This window comes from Bacteroidales bacterium (assembly GCA_013141385.1).
In the GTDB taxonomy this organism is placed as follows: domain Bacteria; phylum Bacteroidota; class Bacteroidia; order Bacteroidales; family Tenuifilaceae; genus UBA8529.
This window is the reverse complement of record JABFRB010000003.1, coordinates 34,539-51,923: the sequence shown is the minus strand read 5'-3', so window position 1 is coordinate 51,923 and position 17,385 is coordinate 34,539. Positions and strand designations below refer to the sequence as shown.

15 protein-coding genes are annotated in these 17,385 nt (G+C 34.6%); 7 read left to right on the top strand and 8 right to left on the bottom strand.

The features are described from left to right. Nucleotides 1-311: 311 nt before the first annotated feature. The gene (locus tag HOO91_03525; GenBank protein ID NOU16614.1) at nt 312-1,046 is read right to left on the bottom strand and encodes a right-handed parallel beta-helix repeat-containing protein; all 735 of its coding nucleotides are present in this window, start codon (nt 1,044-1,046) and stop codon (nt 312-314) included. A gap of 319 nt (nt 1,047-1,365) precedes the next feature. Between HOO91_03525 and HOO91_03520 the strand changes: the two genes are divergently transcribed. After that, entirely contained in the window at nt 1,366-2,103 is a 738-nt protein-coding gene (locus tag HOO91_03520) for a hypothetical protein (GenBank protein ID NOU16613.1), read from the top strand. 63 nt (nt 2,104-2,166) lie between these two features. On the opposite strand, the gene HOO91_03515 is transcribed toward HOO91_03520, so the two are convergent. Then, on the bottom strand, nt 2,167-2,664 hold the full coding sequence (locus tag HOO91_03515; GenBank protein ID NOU16612.1) for a YfiR family protein: 498 nt from the start codon (nt 2,662-2,664) through the stop codon (nt 2,167-2,169). 209 nt (nt 2,665-2,873) lie between these two features. Next, nucleotides 2,874-5,597, bottom strand: coding sequence for a pyruvate, phosphate dikinase (locus HOO91_03510; GenBank protein NOU16611.1), 2,724 nt, complete (start codon nt 5,595-5,597; stop codon nt 2,874-2,876). 280 nt (nt 5,598-5,877) lie between these two features. Between HOO91_03510 and HOO91_03505 the strand changes: the two genes are divergently transcribed. From HOO91_03505 to HOO91_03480, 6 genes are all read left to right on the top strand, one after another. Then, entirely contained in the window at nt 5,878-6,099 is a 222-nt protein-coding gene (locus tag HOO91_03505; GenBank protein ID NOU16610.1) for a hypothetical protein, read from the top strand. Nucleotides 6,100-6,279: 180 nt separating this feature from the next. Continuing rightward, nucleotides 6,280-7,098, top strand: coding sequence for a DUF91 domain-containing protein (locus HOO91_03500; GenBank protein NOU16609.1), 819 nt, complete (start codon nt 6,280-6,282; stop codon nt 7,096-7,098). A gap of 160 nt (nt 7,099-7,258) precedes the next feature. Continuing rightward, nucleotides 7,259-7,774, top strand: a complete 516-nt coding sequence (locus HOO91_03495; GenBank protein NOU16608.1) for a hypothetical protein — start codon at nt 7,259-7,261, stop codon at nt 7,772-7,774. Between the two features lie 189 nt (nt 7,775-7,963). Next, nucleotides 7,964-9,091: a phosphoribosyltransferase gene (locus HOO91_03490; GenBank protein NOU16607.1), complete on the top strand. Its 1,128-nt coding sequence runs from the start codon at nt 7,964-7,966 to the stop codon at nt 9,089-9,091. Nucleotides 9,092-9,174: 83 nt separating this feature from the next. Continuing rightward, a complete protein-coding gene (locus HOO91_03485) occupies nt 9,175-9,609 on the top strand; it encodes an SRPBCC domain-containing protein (GenBank protein ID NOU16606.1) in 435 nt (144 codons plus the stop codon). A gap of 275 nt (nt 9,610-9,884) precedes the next feature. After that, the gene (locus tag HOO91_03480; protein NOU16605.1) at nt 9,885-10,538 is read left to right on the top strand and encodes a hypothetical protein; all 654 of its coding nucleotides are present in this window, start codon (nt 9,885-9,887) and stop codon (nt 10,536-10,538) included. 195 nt (nt 10,539-10,733) lie between these two features. Here HOO91_03480 and HOO91_03475 read toward each other — a convergent pair whose 3' ends face one another. The 5 genes from HOO91_03475 to HOO91_03455 all read right to left on the bottom strand — a co-directional run bounded on the left by HOO91_03475 (nt 10,734) and on the right by HOO91_03455 (nt 17,372). Then, nucleotides 10,734-11,381 carry an HAD family phosphatase gene (locus HOO91_03475; GenBank protein NOU16604.1) on the bottom strand — a complete coding sequence of 216 codons (648 nt, stop codon included), beginning with the start codon at nt 11,379-11,381 and terminating at the stop codon, nt 10,734-10,736. Nucleotides 11,382-11,738: 357 nt separating this feature from the next. After that, a complete protein-coding gene (locus HOO91_03470) occupies nt 11,739-12,095 on the bottom strand; it encodes a LytTR family transcriptional regulator (GenBank protein NOU16603.1) in 357 nt (118 codons plus the stop codon). A gap of 542 nt (nt 12,096-12,637) precedes the next feature. Further along, entirely contained in the window at nt 12,638-12,868 is a 231-nt protein-coding gene (locus tag HOO91_03465) for a hypothetical protein (protein ID NOU16602.1), read from the bottom strand. 35 nt (nt 12,869-12,903) lie between these two features. Continuing rightward, on the bottom strand, nt 12,904-13,428 hold the full coding sequence (locus tag HOO91_03460) for an ankyrin repeat domain-containing protein (protein ID NOU16601.1): 525 nt from the start codon (nt 13,426-13,428) through the stop codon (nt 12,904-12,906). 2 nt (nt 13,429-13,430) lie between these two features. Next, nucleotides 13,431-17,372: a hypothetical protein gene (locus tag HOO91_03455; protein NOU16600.1), complete on the bottom strand. Its 3,942-nt coding sequence runs from the start codon at nt 17,370-17,372 to the stop codon at nt 13,431-13,433. Between the last annotated feature and the right edge of the window lie 13 nt (nt 17,373-17,385).

Sequence of the window (17,385 nt, the reverse complement as noted above, 5' to 3'; positions counted from 1 at the left end):
ATACAAATTATTTATTTCAAATAAATTTGTTTAAACAATTATAACAAAGATTTTTAAAAATTGTTTTTTTGTATATCCGTTATAATACCTGTAAGCAAAACACTACCCATTGTCATTCCGGGCGAAGTCCCGGAATCTGGATGTAGACAATGGGATTCCTGCATTCGCAGGAATGACAGTATAAAGGTTTGATTTTGTTATTTAAACGGACACTCATATTCTTTTATTCACAAAAAAATAAGGGTATCTCGGTTTTTTGAGATACCCTCTGAAAATAATTAAAATGTTACTATTTGAAACCTCTGTGTAAACTAATCAAAACCAACCGTACCAAGATTACATGCTTCAAAGGTGTTACTAGTATTGGTAAATACTGTATTTGCATCATTATAAACACCCCAACCGCCACAGAATTTGAACTTACTATTGGATACAGTAAATGTTGAACCGAATGATTTAATTGCAGCTCTTGTAGCTGAACTTCCTTTACCAGCATACTGGAATTCACAATAATCGAATATTGTATTGTCTGAATTGTCCCACAAATTAATACCTTCCCAAACTCCTGCAGCAGGCGTTGTAGCTGAACTTGTGAAGATTATTGGATTGATAGTAGATCCAACTGCTGTGAGAACTGCATTGTTGCTGTAACCTACATCAATTGTACCACTTGAACCGAATTTTAAAATAGTTTCTTCCTCAATTGTTAGGTTTGCATTTATATTAATTCCAACATTGATATAGTAAGACACTGTTTGCTTTTTCCATGTTATTGGGGTTGAAATATCACCACTATTTACATCAATACCATAACCCGATGCACAGGTGAAAGTATTACCTGTTCCGATTGTGTTAATTGCAGTGGCTGGTAATTCCATAGCATGAAGTGCGTTGTTATCAATAGTGTTATTCGATATTGCTTCAAAGCCACTATAGTCAAATTCAAACCCTTTACTGCCAGAGTGATGTACTGAATTATTGCTAAAAGTTAAGGATGTACCTATGAGTTTAACTGCACTATTTGTAGTGATCCTATTTAGCCTAATTTACAATTTGTAAAAGTATTGTTTATACTGCCAGCAGATAAAGTTTAGCTATTAAGGAAAAGTCCCCGTCCATTTGAATCTAATAGTATACTGTTTTTAATCTCTTTAGGTTAATTCCTCGAAGCTCTGCTTCGATAGAATAAATGGCTTCCAAATAATACCTCGACAGCTCTGCTGCGAGGTAGTTTATTTTATTGACTTTTTCTAAATACAACTCAGGCTAAATAGAAGGGCAAAATAGCATTGCACACACTATTCTAATTAGAATGTTAAGACGTATCTTTGTATCGAAATTGTTTTAAAAGACTACGCTTCGATTATGGAGAAGGATAACATCAAGCAGAATTTAAAAAATATTACTGCGGATAAGAATATCATCCCATCAATTCATAATTATTGTGATAGGTGGTGCGAAAAGTGCACGCATACAATACATTGTAGCGTTTTTAAAATTGAACAGGAATTAAACCTTAGCAATGAGGAGTTAGATGTTAAGAACCAACAATTCTGGACGTCTTTAACGGAATTGTTTCAGGCAACTGTTGAGTTGATACACGAAAAGATGCAGGAGTTAGAGATAGATCCAGACATTGAGATTCCATCTGACGATTTCATTTCCAAATCTATTAGTAGCGAGATGGTTATTATCTCTCGCAATTATGCTTTAGAAATAGCTAAATGGCTTGATCAGCAGCGCCAAGTAATTCTAGAAAGATATAATACCTTACAAAACATTAATACTGAAAGTGCCCTTCTATTTGCTGACACCATTGAGGTGATTCAGCACTACTTTATGATAATTGCAACCAAAACCTATAGGGCATCTTTAGTATACGATGATATTAATGATGAAAACGATGATGCAAGAGGCTCAGCAAAGGTTACCATAATTGTAATTGATCGATCAATCGTTGCTTGGAGTGCCATGCTTACATATTTTCCAGTAATGGAGGATGATATACTACATTTTCTAAAAACCCTATCTCAGGTAAAACGTATGCTTTTAGTGGCATTTCCCAGTGCTATGGAATTCGTAAGACCTGGGTTTGATGAATAGTTCCGATCTCTTCTCAAGATCGGAACTATTTTTTATCGAACTTTACTTTCCGTTATCGTAAACTTAAAGAGCCAAAGCTTTTAGTTTAGAATCAACTTGAAGACCTTTTTGTCTTATTGAGATTTTATTTATTTCAAAACCTAGGGCATCACCTTTTGTAACAAAATTAATTCCAGCTCCCGTGATAGCTAAACCTCTGGATTCTCCAATAATTAGAGTGGGACTATAGCCAAGTTTGGTTACAACAACTTTAATTAAACCGCTACTTAAATCATTAATAAATAAAACATTACATTTTGATATTTCGTCTGTAGAGTTAAACTCTATAACTGATATCTTTTGAGAAGTTACTTTTTTTGTAGCCGCAATTTTTTTTAATTCCGGAGTTACTTTACTGGATCCAAGAACACCAATTACAAAATCGCCTGTCTGATAAGATTCTGGCCAATTTATATACTTAACAATATTATAAATGTAATTGGCTTTAAGTTTTTCGTCTTGCCCATTCACATTTATTGATAGAAGTAATAGAACGCTTGATAAGAATAAAAAATTCCTCATTTACTTTAATGTTTTGATTATTAAATGCAAAACTATGATCTATTGCTAATAAATAGGAAAAAAGACAGATGATATTAAGTGCTTAATTGTATGAAGTAAATCATCAATTAGAAGATACATAACTTGCTTATTATAAAGCATATTCGCTAATTTCAACAAAAAAACCGCCCCTTTTGAAGGCGGTTTTAATTGAACTATAGTAAATATTGTTATTTACCAAACTTAATGCTTGCTTGTGCTGCTGCTAAACGAGCAATTGGAACACGGAATGGAGAGCAGCTTACATAGTTTAATCCTGCTTTAAAGCAGAACTCAACTGATGCAGGATCACCACCCTGTTCGCCACAAATACCAACCTTTAAATCACCGCGTGTAGCACGACCTTTGGTAACTGCCATTTCTATTAGCTGACCAACACCGCTCTGATCGATAGTTTGGAATGGATCGGAAGCTAATATCTTTTTGTCTAAATAATCGTTCATAAATCCACCGGTATCATCACGGCTAAAACCGAAAGTCATTTGGGTTAAGTCATTGGTACCAAATGAGAAGAATTCAGCTGTTTTTGCCATACGATCTGCAAGTAAACAAGCACGAGGAATTTCAATCATTGTACCGTATTTACACTCAATGCTTGCCATTCCAAATTTAGCGCTAACCTCAGCTCTAACTTTATCAAAAATAACTTTAGTTACATCTAATTCAGCAACATCGCAGGTAACAGGAACCATTAATTCTGGATGTGGTTGGTGTCCTTCCTTAATTAATTCAGCTGTAGCTTCAAAGATAGCACGGATTTGCATCTCTGTAACTTCAGGATAAGTAATACCCAAACGAACTCCACGGTGTCCCATCATTGGGTTCGACTCGTGTAATGCTTCACCACGTTTAGCAACTGCTTCGGCAGAGATTCCCAATGCTTTTGCAAGTTCAGCTTGTTTTTCAGCGCTTTGTGGAACAAACTCGTGTAATGGTGGGTCGAGTAAACGGAATGTTACAGGCAAAGTATCCATAGCAAGTAAGGTTGCCTTTATATCTTTCTTAACAAATACCGATAACTCATCAAGTGCGCTACGACGCTCTTTTTCACCTTCGCTAAGAATCATTTTGCGAAGTAAGAAAAGTGGTTGCTCAGAACCTTTACCGTAAAACATATGCTCGGTACGGAACAAACCAATACCTTCAGCACCATACTCACGAGCTACCTTAGCATCAGCAGGTGTCTCAGCATTTGTGCGAACACCCATTTTGCGATATTTATCAACAATAGTCATGAACTCCTGGAAGCGTGGATTCTCAGTTGCATCCATTAATGTGATTGCACCTGTGTAAACGTGTCCTTTTGTTCCGTTAAGGGTTAAAATATCACCCTCTTTAATTACTACAGTAGTACCAGGAATTTTAGCTGTTTTGCTAGCAGCATCTACGTGTAGACCACCAGCACCAACTATACAGCATTTACCCCAACCACGAGCAACAAGAGCAGCGTGTGAGGTCATACCACCACGAGCTGTAAGAATACCTTCTGCTGCGCGCATACCTTCAACATCCTCTGGGTTGGTCTCTTCGCGAAGAAGAATAACCTTTTCACCTTTACGAAACCAAGCAACTGCATCTTCAGCGGTAAATACCACTTTACCTACTGCTGCACCAGGACCTGCTGGTAAACCTTTAACGATTGGGCTTACTTTTTTCTCAGCTGTTGGATCACAGATTGGGTGAAGAAGTTCGTCTAACTGAACTGGGTCAACGCGCATAACAGCTGTTTTCTCATCAATTAGCTTCTCATGTAGCATATCCATTGCCATGTTCAACGCTGCAGTACCTGTGCGTTTTCCAGCACGACATTGTAACATGTATAGAACACCTTCTTGGATTGTGAACTCGATATCAAGCATATCTTTGAAAGCTTTCTCAAGGGTATTGCGGATATCATCAAGCTCTTTATATGTTCCGGGCATTGACTCTTGCATACTGTGCAAGTGCTTGTTTTGCTCGTTCTTTGTGTCGTCGTTTAGTGGATTTGGAGTGCGGATACCAGCAACTACATCTTCGCCTTGAGCGTTTACTAACCACTCACCATAGAAGATATTATCGCCAGTTGCAGGGTTACGGGTAAATGCAACACCAGTTGCAGAAGAATCGCCCATGTTACCAAACACCATTGATTGAACGTTTACTGCTGTACCCCAATTATCAGGAATACCTTCGATACGACGGTATGAAACAGCTTTCTTACCATTCCAACTCTTGAAAACAGCCATAATACCACCAATTAGCTGCTCTTTTGCATCATCTGGGAAATCTTTACCTAGAGCTGATTTAACGCGTTTTTTGAACTCCTCAGCTATTAACTTTAGGTCGTCAGCTGAAAGGTCTGTATCTGATTTATATCCTTTTTTATGTTTGAACTCATCAAGCATATCGTCGAGTTGCTTACGGATACCTTTACCATCGGTCTCAAGACCTTCGGCTTTCTCCATAACAACATCAGCGTACATCATAATCAAACGACGATATGAATCCCATACAAAACGAGGGTTATTGGTCTTTTTCAAAAGACCAGGAATTGTAGCAGAGCTTAAACCAACATTAAGAACGGTATCCATCATCCCTGGCATTGAACTACGAGCACCAGAACGACAGCTGATAAGCAATGGGTTGGTTGCATCACCATATTTCATACCCATGATATCCTCAGTCACCTTCATTGCACTCCATACTTGTTCAAGTAGGTCGGCTGGTAATTGGCAATTATTTAGGTAATAATCGTTACAGGTTTCGGTTGTAATGGTAAACCCTGCAGGAACTGGTAGTCCTAATAGACACATCTCAGCCAGATTGGCTCCTTTTCCACCAAGCAGATTTTTCATATCCGCCTTACCTTCAGCTTTCTTTCCTCCGAAGGTGTAAACACGTTTCACGTTAGACATTTTAGAATGATTTTATAATTTAAATATTGATTGATACTAGATTGAAAAAGACAACTTTTTCGAGCCTACAAAATTATCAAAAAATATGAAATAGTGGTTTTTAGGTGCAATTTGTTTTATGATCTGCAACACAGAATTTGAGTGTTTTAAGATGTGAATACATCTAAATCGATTGCAAGCTATTAAGTGTACTTAAAAAATATATCTGCTTGCTATAATTTGCAATTAACTAAGTAAAGTATTTTCTAAATTAGCATTTTTATTACCAAAAATGAACTTTATGAAAAGAATTGAACCAACTGAGTGGCAACTTAAGCAATGGCACGATGACCCCAAAAACTGGAAACTTGGAATTTTTTACTACAACAGAATGGATAGGAGGCTATTTCCACCAAAAAGATTTTACGGTGGATGGACAGTAAACTTTGCGAATCCAATCTCAATGGTTGCTCTTCTTGTTTTATTGATTTTGATTATTGCAATAAAGTATTCAATTCAATAGATATCAATAATTTAGATTTTGTTTTATATAATATATTGAATAATTAATCAAAACCCAATAGGTTAGTTTTAATAAATTGATATCTTTGAATTAAGGATTACAATAAGGTGTGGTTTAACATCCTTTTAGTTGTATAAACACACCCTTTTGTATGCTTATAAGCGATTTAGATACAAGCAAATGACAACAAGAAAGATTATGAAAAGTATAAACGAAGTTAAATTAAGTAATGAAGCTGAACTTGAGTCTTTGCTTGTTCAGAATCCTGAACAGATTGAAAAAGGTTTTACAATATTAACTCATCAAAGAAAAACTTTTGGGTTTAAAACATTAGATATTTTAGGAATTGACTCTGAAGGCATTTTAACATTAATTGAACTGAAGAATACGGTTGACGAAGGACAATTAAGACAATCAATTTTATATTATGATTGGTTATTACAGCAAGGAATAGATTGGATTTCTGATGCATATAAAACACAATTAGGGGAAAAGAAAATTGCAGATAAAATGCCGCAAATTTTTCTAATATCTCCCGAATTCGATGATGAAATGTTTATTGAAGTAAAATACATTAGACAAGAAATAAAAATAAGGTTATTTAAGTTTATTGCGTTTGAATTTGACGAACATAAATATGTTAAATTAATTGAAGAGGCAATTCCATCAATTAAAGCCATTGAAACAAAGCCTTGGACTTTGAAAGACAATATTGAATATATTTCCGACAATGAAGTAAAATCAATTTTTGAAAACTTCATTAAGCGAATAAAGGAAATTGAAAAAAATATTGAAGAAAAACCATCTAATTATTTTGTGACATATTGGATTAAAGGAAGAAAATTTTGCGATTTGTATCCTAGAAAAAATTCATTTGCAATTGGTTTTAAAGTTAATACCGAGAAAAAGTGGGAAAGTTTGAATAATATTTCATCGAAGGAACAAGTTGATGAGGCTTTTAAGATGATTTATAAATCTTACGAACTGATGAAAAAATAATTGCCAGCCTACCTGTGGTTAAAAATATTGGGGCTGATGATGCAGTTGCTTAAATTTTTCTAACGTATAGTTTGTTTTTAGCGCAGGATGCCAAAGTTGATACTAACTCACCAGCAAATGCAACCACGGGAATGTTGCAGCATTACTAAAACTAATAATTATGTCGAAATATAGACAATACTATGATGAAGAAGAAGATGAAAATGTGGATTTTACTGTTTTCCTTATTCATGGACGCTCCCAAGAGGTACATAAAATAGAGAGATTCATAAAAGACGAGTTATTATTTAATGCTGTTTTATTACAAAACTCGTTTAGCGGAAAAAATATTATTGATAAATTTAAAGACGAAATATGGTACAATGCTTCTTGTGCTGTTGCAATCATGTCTCCAGATGACAAACTTGATAATGGTAATTACAGAGCAAGACAAAATGTTTTTTACGAACTAGGTTATTGTAGTGGTGTCTTTGAATCTTATTATGATGAAGACTTAGAAAACGAACCTGTAATAATCATTAAGGAAAAATCTATTGATTTTCAGGATGTATCAGACCTTTTGGGCGTAGAATACTTAAGTTATACCAACGGATGTATTGAATCTACTTTTATTCATCTAAGAAAAGCGTTAAATAATTTGTACGAAGAATTAGGTGGTGAAGAGGAGGTTGAGTAAAAGGTTATGCTGCTAGTAGCAACCACACCATCCTTGCTAGATTTAACAACGATAAATTAATTAGTTGGTAATTAAGTTTAAGTATCAATTACTGGTAATTGGATTCATAATATAATAACGACTTTGTTTTTTTTGAATTAATTGAATGACAATTTGTTTAGTGTAACTATTAATTAAACTACTCTAGTTATGAAAAAGAACATTTTTGTAATTATGCCATTCGGTTCAGGAAATGAATACGGTGGAAAGCAGGAAGAATCCGAATTTATTTTTGAGGAAATAATAGTACCTGGAGTAAGAGATATTTTTGGTGAGGATCAGATTATTGATCGTGAAGTAGGTAAAAGTAAATCGGGTTTAATTACAAAGTCAATTGTTGAACATTTAGCGAAAGCGGATATTGTAATCGCTGATATTACGGGTCACAATCCTAATGTTTTTCTTGAGTTAGGAATGAGATATTCTCTTAAAAATAAAATTACGATTGTATTAGCTCAAGAGAATACCGTTATTCCATTTGATATAAAGGGATACAGATTAATTTTATATAATATTTTTAAACCGAAAATTGCACGAAAGCAAATATCTTCATTTATCCGCACTAGTATTGATGAAAAATCAGGTTCGGATAGCATTGTTTTTGATACCTTCAAACAAATGTCAGTTAGTATTCCAGACATATTAGAAAGTAGAGGTGACGAGCTTAATGTTAAAGATCCAATTATGTCATGGGACGAGTATATGACTAAGATACAGTATATTTCAAATTTTTTAAGACGAATTGTTAATGAGGGTAAATATGTTCCAGATGCAGTTCTTGGTATTTCAAATGGAGGAATGATTGTTGCTGATCTTATTGGAAAATCAGTCTTTGCAGGCACAAATACGCCAATACTGAGTCTTTGGGCACAAAGATACACGACAGAACAAGATTATTTTAAAAATGCATTAAATGACGCATTATTTAGTGCAATAAAGAAAACAAAGTTTAAAGATAAAATATTTCGAATACTTTTATTTGACGATCATTTGGCTTCGAGTAATACGGCTAAGCAAGCTTTTGATTATATAAAAAGCATGTTAGGTGATAAAACAAAAATTGTTTTCATTCCACTCGTTTCAAAAAGAATAAAATATTTGAAAGTTTTTAAAGATTACCTGCCATTTGGATACAATGAAAATTCTATTGATATTTTTCAGGTAGCAGAAGATGATTTTATAAAAGTTATTGATACTAAGGCTCACTATTTTCCTTATTTGATGAAACAAGTTAGCGAAGGACTTGAGCATATTGACCATACCAGTGACGAAAATTAGCTGATACCAACCGCAGAGTAATATAATTTAAACTTCAACCAATCAAGAAACTCAAATAGAATCCTAATTTAAAAAATACATAAATGAATCAAATAAGTAAACCCATTGTTGTTGAACAGGAATTCAACTCATCTGTTGGCAAAGTTTGGAATGCTATTACTAAACTCGAAGAAATGAAACAATGGTTTTTCGATAACATCCCAGCTTTTGAACCTGTGGTTGGGTTTGAAACAGAATTTAGCGTTCAATCAGAGGGTCGTAATTTTCAGCATTTATGGAGAATTCTAGAGGTAGAACCAAATAAAAAGATTAAGTATTACTGGAGATATAAGGAGCATAAAGGTGAAGGTTTCGTGACCTTTGAATTATTTGAATCGAAGGAAAATACTAAACTTCGTGTCACTAATGAAGGATTAGATTCTTTCCCCCAAGATATTCCAGAATTCAAAAGAGAAAGCTGTCAGGCTGGCTGGGAATTCTTTATTAAGGAAAGATTGAAAACTTATCTTGATAGATAAAAATATTGCTCTTCAATTCAGATATATAACAGCCAAACGCTATTTGCTACTATTAGGATTTTAATGCTCCTTAAATTTTAGGTTTAAAATCAAATTATTAGGGATATTACAACCATAAGAGGTCGTCTCAAACTTAAGGGTTATGCTGGTTTGTTAATTTTGTTCCTTTTTATTAGTTTTACTACCCAAGGGTAAGGAAATATTAAACTTTCTCACATCCTAAATGCACAAACTATCAGATGTATAATACGAATAAAACTAAAAACTAATAGGGTATGAAAAAACGAGTTAACTTGATTGGGCTATTGCTTTTAGCAATTTTTACAATAAGTTGTAGCAATAGCAATAAGCCTAAAAATTTTGATTATGGGTCGGTTGTGAATAATAAATATACCAACTCATTCTTTGACTTGGAAATTAATTTACCAGCCAATTGGGTTATTCAAACTAAGGAGCAAACTGAAAACCTAGTTAAACAGGGTAAAGATGTAGTTGCTGGTGACGACAAAAATATGAAAGCTATTCTCAATGCTTCAGAAATAAACTCAGCAAATCTATTGGTTGTGTTCCAGTATGAGGTTGGAGCAGCTGTGGAGTATAATCCAAACTTTATGCTTGTGGCTGAGAACATAAAAAATTTTCCAGGGATAAAGAATGGGAGTGATTATTTATATCAGGCTCGAAAGCTGATAATGCGATCACAACTACAATATGATAGTATTGATGAGGAGTTTACAAAAGTTATTATCAATAATACCGAATACTATGCAATGAATGCTTTATTAAACTATTTGGATGTTGGCATTAGGCAGACATACTATTCAACCATTCAGAATGGGTTTTGTGTTAGCGCCATAATTTCATATATTAACGATGAACAGAAGGCTGAATTAGAAGAAGTGATAAATTCAATTAATTTCAAAAAATAGATTATTGATAGTATCCGTAAGATCGGATATAAAAGTCAAACGTTGAGCCGGATTCGTGATCCGGCTTTTTGTTCCTATCAGGATTTTCAATTCGTTTAAAATTAATTTACTAAATTCGGTTTCAAAATCGAATTTTCATGGAGATTGCCTTTACGTTTGCCTAAAAGGCAATTTCTAACTGCCCATTTCCAACCATTAATAAAACACGTTCTCAGGTACCTCCGTAAAATCGTAAACTTGCATGTAGGTTTTTGGTAGCTCCTCCGCTTTATGCGTTGTAATTAATGCAATAACTTCCATTCCAGCATTATGAGCCGATTGTATGCCTGAGATTGAATCCTCAAAAACGATACAATCCTTTGGGTCAATACCAATTAGCTCTGAGGCTTTAAGGTATATCTCGGGATCGGGTTTACACTCCTTAACCATGGAGGAATCAACCACAGTATCAAACATATCTCTGATACCTAATTCATCCAGCACAAAGTTGAGATTACTTGCTGGTGCTGATGTTGCTACTGCTGTTTTAATCCCTTGCTCCCTTAGCTTTGCTATAAAGGCTTTTAACCCGCTAATGGGTTTTATATCATCTCTATAGATATTTCGGTAAATCAGCTCTTTCTCTTCTGCGAGTTCATCTATCGCAAATTGCGATAGTTTAGAATTAGTTAAATTGGGTAGGATATCGCGGTTGCTTTTTCCAAAGTACTTAGTTCTAAAGTTTTGCTCGTTAAATGGTATTCTATGATTTTTGCAGAAACTTGCCCAAGCTTTTACGTGGTAATTGTGATTGTTTACAATTACTCCATCCATATCGAATATTGCGGCTTTATATTGTATCATGTTTTTTTGTTTAGTTACTATGAAATTTGAGGGGGCAATTTTCGTTAATTTTTCTCGAATAATATATTTTTTGTGAGGAAACTATTCTGCAATAAAAAAATGTTGCACGCAAAGCCGCTAAGTCGCAAAGAAAATAGAATAGGGGTACAGCTAAAATATTGTGATTGGGTTATATCAAATTGAACCTACGGTTTGGATGCAAAGAGAAAAACCAAAGGTTTTTCTCTCTCGGCGTGCTTTGCGGCTTTGCGTGAACCGAGCAGTATTGAGGGAACTGTTTGAATGAATTTGCAAAGAAGGGGAGGGGTTTATTCCTATGTTTTTATCCGATTTAAGGGATGGTATTAGGGGTTTTACCTATACCATTGTAACGTTGCTTAGTAGTTTTTTGAAAAACATTGGTTGCCGTCTACAAGCTAGTTTTAGCCTTGTATCGTCCTTTAGTATTATCGTCTTTTCCTTTAAAATATTCAATTCCTTTACGTAGTCGAGGTTAATAAGGCATGATTTGTGGATTCTATAAAAAATATCTAAGGGTAAAACCAGTTCAACATCTTTTAACAATTTTGCAACAACAATGTGTTTATTATTATTTAAAAAGATATGAGTATATCTTCCTTCGCCCTTGCAATATATGATATTGTTAATATTTAATACACTAACACCAGTTTGGGTTCGAAAGGCTATACGGTCATTACTATATTTGGATTCCATCCTAATATGTTAATAAAATATAGTTTTTTGATATATTTATAAATTTCGGAAATAAAACTTATCTGTTATAGAGTTACATAGTAAAGTTATCAACAGGAAGATGTTAATAACTTGTTGATAACTTTAGAGTAGTAGCATTAATTGGGTTAGAATAATAGTGATAATAAATGTAATCCATACATTGGTAGTTGTGGTTTTTAGCTGATTTTCATTTGGTGAGCCAATGAATTCTGATTTTATTTTTTCTATCCCTGATGGATCACCATATTCTGTTTGTAATGGTTTTGTTGCATCATCTCGGTTTTCAGATGCTAATTATCAAAGGATTATTTCAAAGGACAATTCTTTGCAGGCAAAGCCAACAGAATAAAAAGAGGCTGTGTAAAAGGCTCAAAAAGGTTTTACGCAAAGAACGCTGAGACAAAATGCAAAGACTGCAAAGTGCTGATTTAATGGGTTATACTCTTTGCGGTCTTAGCGAAAAACTTTGTGAACTTAGCGTGAAATCTTCTAGACAGCCTCTAGCAAAAAATATTTGTTATTTACTGTTTTACTTTCCTTTTTGAGCCAGATTTTGCTCTTGCAGCACCAATAATAATAGAAAATGGTAACCAAAAGGGTGCTGTAAGTACTGCCCATTTAATAAAAAAGAAAACTAGATAGCCAATTATTGGTAGCACAAAATAGTACATCCATGGGTGGCTCATAGCATTGATATCGTATTGAAACATCTGCAAAAGCAGGTCAAAGTATTTTTCGAATATTGGGTGCATTGGTATGGGTATATTAATTGTTAATACTTTTAGAGTTATTTTTTATATCGATCTAATAACTCCATTAATTTTTTATCTTTAATTTCATGTTTAGCATAGTCATACGCAGTAAATGTAGTCCTTCTTGGATCATTTAAAGCATATTTCTCTTGTATATGAGAATCCGCTCCATGAATTAATAAGTATTCTATTAACTCAAGGTTGATAGGGTTTCTTGATATTGCCTGTGCAATTGGTCTTTTATCAAATTTATTTGCTACATTTACTTCTGCGCCATGTTCTATCAAAAGTTTTACAATTTCAAGATTATCATGTAAACATGCATCGTGAAGAGGAGTATCCCCTTCCGAATCAGGTAGATTTACATCAGCTCCATTTTTGATACAGTATTTTGCTACTTCCCAATTTTCAGTCATGCAGGCAATTGATAGTGCAGAACCTAAATCTTGGTAATAAGCATTTACACCGTATTTGTTTAAAATAGAGATAACCTCATTGTTTTTCTTTTTTTTAATTGCAAACCTTAATCTGCCTATTGAAATTTCATTATTTTCTGACATGTTTATTCGTGTTTATGACTTCTATTTTCGTGTGCATCTTCTACTTGATAGTTTTTTATATCATGGTATTCATCTAAAAATTCTTCCCAACTTATTTCTCCAGATATATAATCATCTACTAAATTACTATATTTTGCATCTTTTTTATGTCCAGCATCCCACGGATCCCCAACATAAATTTTTATTTCCTTTACATTAGCATCTCTTACAAATACACCTTTTGCATCGGTTTCTTTAGTCGCTTTTGCCCAAACATCATTCCTGAAATTGGAACTATGAGTAGGTCTGTTGTTAATTAAATATCGCCTTTCCTCATTAACCTTTTCTATATCTCCTTTATCCCACTTTTCTTTAAATTCTTTGAATGTATTTTTTTCAACTCTATTTTTTAACTTTTTATACCTAAATTTATGTTCTTCTTTCTTTTTAGGCTTATTAACTTTAGTTGCATCTGCAAGATATTTACCATTTATATATTTTGCTTTTAATAGGTCGCCTTTTTGTACCGGAATATCAGTAACATCACCCGAAGCATCCAAGGTAAAACTCTCTTCAGTATTATTCGGAGCGATCCTAATCTTAATGTCCATATCCCCATCTTTCTCGTCCTCCTGAACTGATTTGAATTTAACATCTAAATTAATACCTTTTTTCAATTGAGGTTGATATTTATCCTCTAATTCTTCTCCTTCTTTTTGCTTGCGTTTGTGGAAATCTTTAAAGTCTTCTTTTTCCTGAATCTTGCTTTGTTTTAGCTTGGATTCTATCTTATCGGCTATTTCTTTATGCTTTTTCTCATCTTTTGGATCAAGTTTTTCTGCTTCTCCAGTTTTATTTTCTTCTTTTATTTTTTTGGCGTCTCCTGGTTTAGCCTTTTTACCTCCAAACCATTTTTTGACTTTATCGGCAACTACTTTTAACCCTTTACTAATTGCTTTGTCTATTGGCTTTCGAACTTTTTCAACGGTTTCTTTTATTTTCTTGGATATGCCGCCTAGTTTTAAGAACTGCGCTAAACCGCTAAGTATCATTGGTATGGTTTTGGCAATTGCACTTTCTATAAAACCTGCTGCCCCGCTAATATTTCCTGCTGCTATATTTGTAATTGAACTTATTACCGAATTTACGAAACTTATTATACGCTCAATATTATCTATAAGCCACATAATAAGGTCGTAAATAGCAATAATTGCCCTTACAATCGCCCCAGCTGGATTAAGCATCAGTGCAAGTTGAATTACCGCATTTTTTACTATGGTAATTAGTGCCCATTCTTTAATCCCTTCAATTATTGATGTTTTGATTGATTCTGCTTCATCCTTTATCCACTCCCATAAACCCATTGGACCTTCTGTAATAAGAATGGTAACCATTTCAAATCCTGTTTCGGCAGCAGTAACTATGTTTTCGCCAACAAGTTTCACCAGTTTCATTCTAATATTTGACCAGGTTAGCCCTAGTATGGAAAGTCCCATTTTAAGTATTCCTTTCAAGCTAAACTCCTGTGGTATTTCAACAGTTCCTCCCATTGCGCCTGTCAACCATTCCATCATACCACCAATCATATGCTTCTTGAAGTTTGTCTGGAACAAATCCAATCCCTGCCCTACAGCCGAACCTAAATTTGAGAAAAAGCCTATTGGATTTGTAACAATGGCTGTAATGGTAGCAATTCCTTTATTAATGATACCCATTACTTCATCGGGGCTCATTCCCATACTGGTAAGGGTAAACGTAAAGAATTTCATAGCAAGGTCGAGTAAGAATTTTCCCAACTTGCTCAATGCCCCCTTCATTTTCTCCTTGCGTTCTTCAATCTTCTTATCAATTGTTTCGATTGCTTTAGCTCGTAATTCCTTCAGTTTTTCTTTTAATTCCTCGCCTTTTTTCTTTACATCTTCGGTAAGTTTATCCAGCTTCTTGCTTATATCATTTTGGCAACCTTGTCCATATTCTTTAAGCTTTCCACCGAGGCTATTTACGTAATTATCAATTTCTATTTTGGCATCAGCAATAATTTTTTCACATTCTTTAATTACTGTTTGACAATCGGTTGAAATTTCTTCAATCAGCTGATCGATGGCACTTACGAAAACAGCCCTGTTTTTTTCAAAAATTGCTTGCACTTCTGGTAAATCGTCGGTTCCCATAGCCCAATCGCCTATGGAAGTAAAGAACCCTCCCACACCCGAATGTCTTTCATCAAAGAATGTGTCAAGGTCTTTATCTACATTCTTATCGAAGGTCTCCAAAGCCAATTTTTGCCCTTCTTCAAAGGTTTTCATGCTTTTCGATTCAAGCGATTCCAGCTTTTCTTTAACCTGATCGTTGGCTTTTTTGTATATCTTATTAATATTTTCGCTAACAAGTAATTTTTCTTGTTCAAATTTTGATTTCCCTTCAATTTGAGAGTTTTGAGCCTCAGCAATTCCTTTTGCCCTATCGGCTGTCATTTGAGAAATGGCTTTTTGCTCTTCGTTTTGAAGCCCCTGTTGCAAGGTGCTTTTCTCTGACTGTTCCACTTTAGCTGCTTCAGCAGGTGCGTTGTCTGCATCCTCTTTAATTCCATCGCGCGCAGCTCTTGCTTCAGCCATTGGGGCAGCATCCGATGTTTCGAACTCTTTTAATAAATCGGGTTGTTGTAATTCATTCTTAACTAAGTCATCGCTGGCTTTTACATATTCCTGAAAATCGGTTTGTTCGGCAGCAGGTGTTGGTATTAGCCCTTCGGATAGTTTTAACTCGCTAACCTGAGGTGGAGCTTCAGGTGCAGGTAATGGAGCTTCTGCATTTTTTTGAACAGGCTCAGCTGTATTCTCTATTTGATTGTATGTTTGTTTAACTTTTTCTGTTTGACTATTAATAAGTTGGTTCATTTCAACCGATGCTTCTTCTGCAGGATTCGATTCGGCTAATCGTTTTACATCTTCTACATCTTTTGGCATTTTACTTTTTATGGCCACTGCAAGGCTATTCTTTGCCGAATCAGGATCAAGTTCTGGTTCAGAAACATTATCAACAGCTTCAACGGTAGCTGTATTAACTTCACTTAACGCTTCCTCTTTACTAGGCTGCACAGCTTTTTCCGTTTCGGTACGTTTTTCCGCAGCACTTTTAGTTGTTTGTTGCTCTGCTGTTACTTCGGAAATTTTGATTAAGCCTTCATTAAAAGTCTCTTTAGAACCTGTGTTTAGCTGACTTGCAGTTTTCTCAAGTTTATTAGTTTTTGCTGTAACAGTTTCTACCTGTTGTTCAGTCGATTTAGGTTTTGATATTTTTATACTTGCACTCCCCCCCGAGGAAGATAAGCTTTTAGCATTTTTTTCAACTGCAGCAGTTTCCTGCTTTGTATTTTTAGATTCAACTTCTTGCCCTTCTAATGGGTTCTCTTTGGGAGCAGCGTTTTTATCTAACTCCGTTTTTTCTTTCTCGACCCCTTTGGGTTTCTCTTTACCTTCGGTTTTCTTAAAATCCAGACCTTTCTTTTCTTTTTGCTCTTTGGTTTCAGTTTTGTCTATACCTTTTCCATTCTTCTTTCCCTCAAGTTTGTTTTTCTCTTTATCATCATCTTTAGGAGGAGTTGCAAAATCGGCTGTTTTTTCACCAATTACCTTTTCCTCAAGTTTATCCTCCTCTTTTTCCTTTTTATTATCCTTTTCTGTTTTAGCTGATGCATTCGATTCCTTAATAGAAGGACTCATTTTAGGAGTTACAACTTTTGGTTGTAGCTGAATATTAAAGTTACTTGGGGTTGGTATAACTTTTTGCTCTGGCTGGGATGGGGCTATTTTATTTAAATTTGAATCTTGGGATTTACTTTTTTGGCTTTGCGTTTCTTTATTACTGTTTTCTTTAATAGGCTCTTCAAGGGCAATGTCAGATTGACCCCAGTTGGTGGGGGACGAGTTATCTTTTTTTATAGTATCTTTACTGCTAATAGGCATTTAATATTGAGTA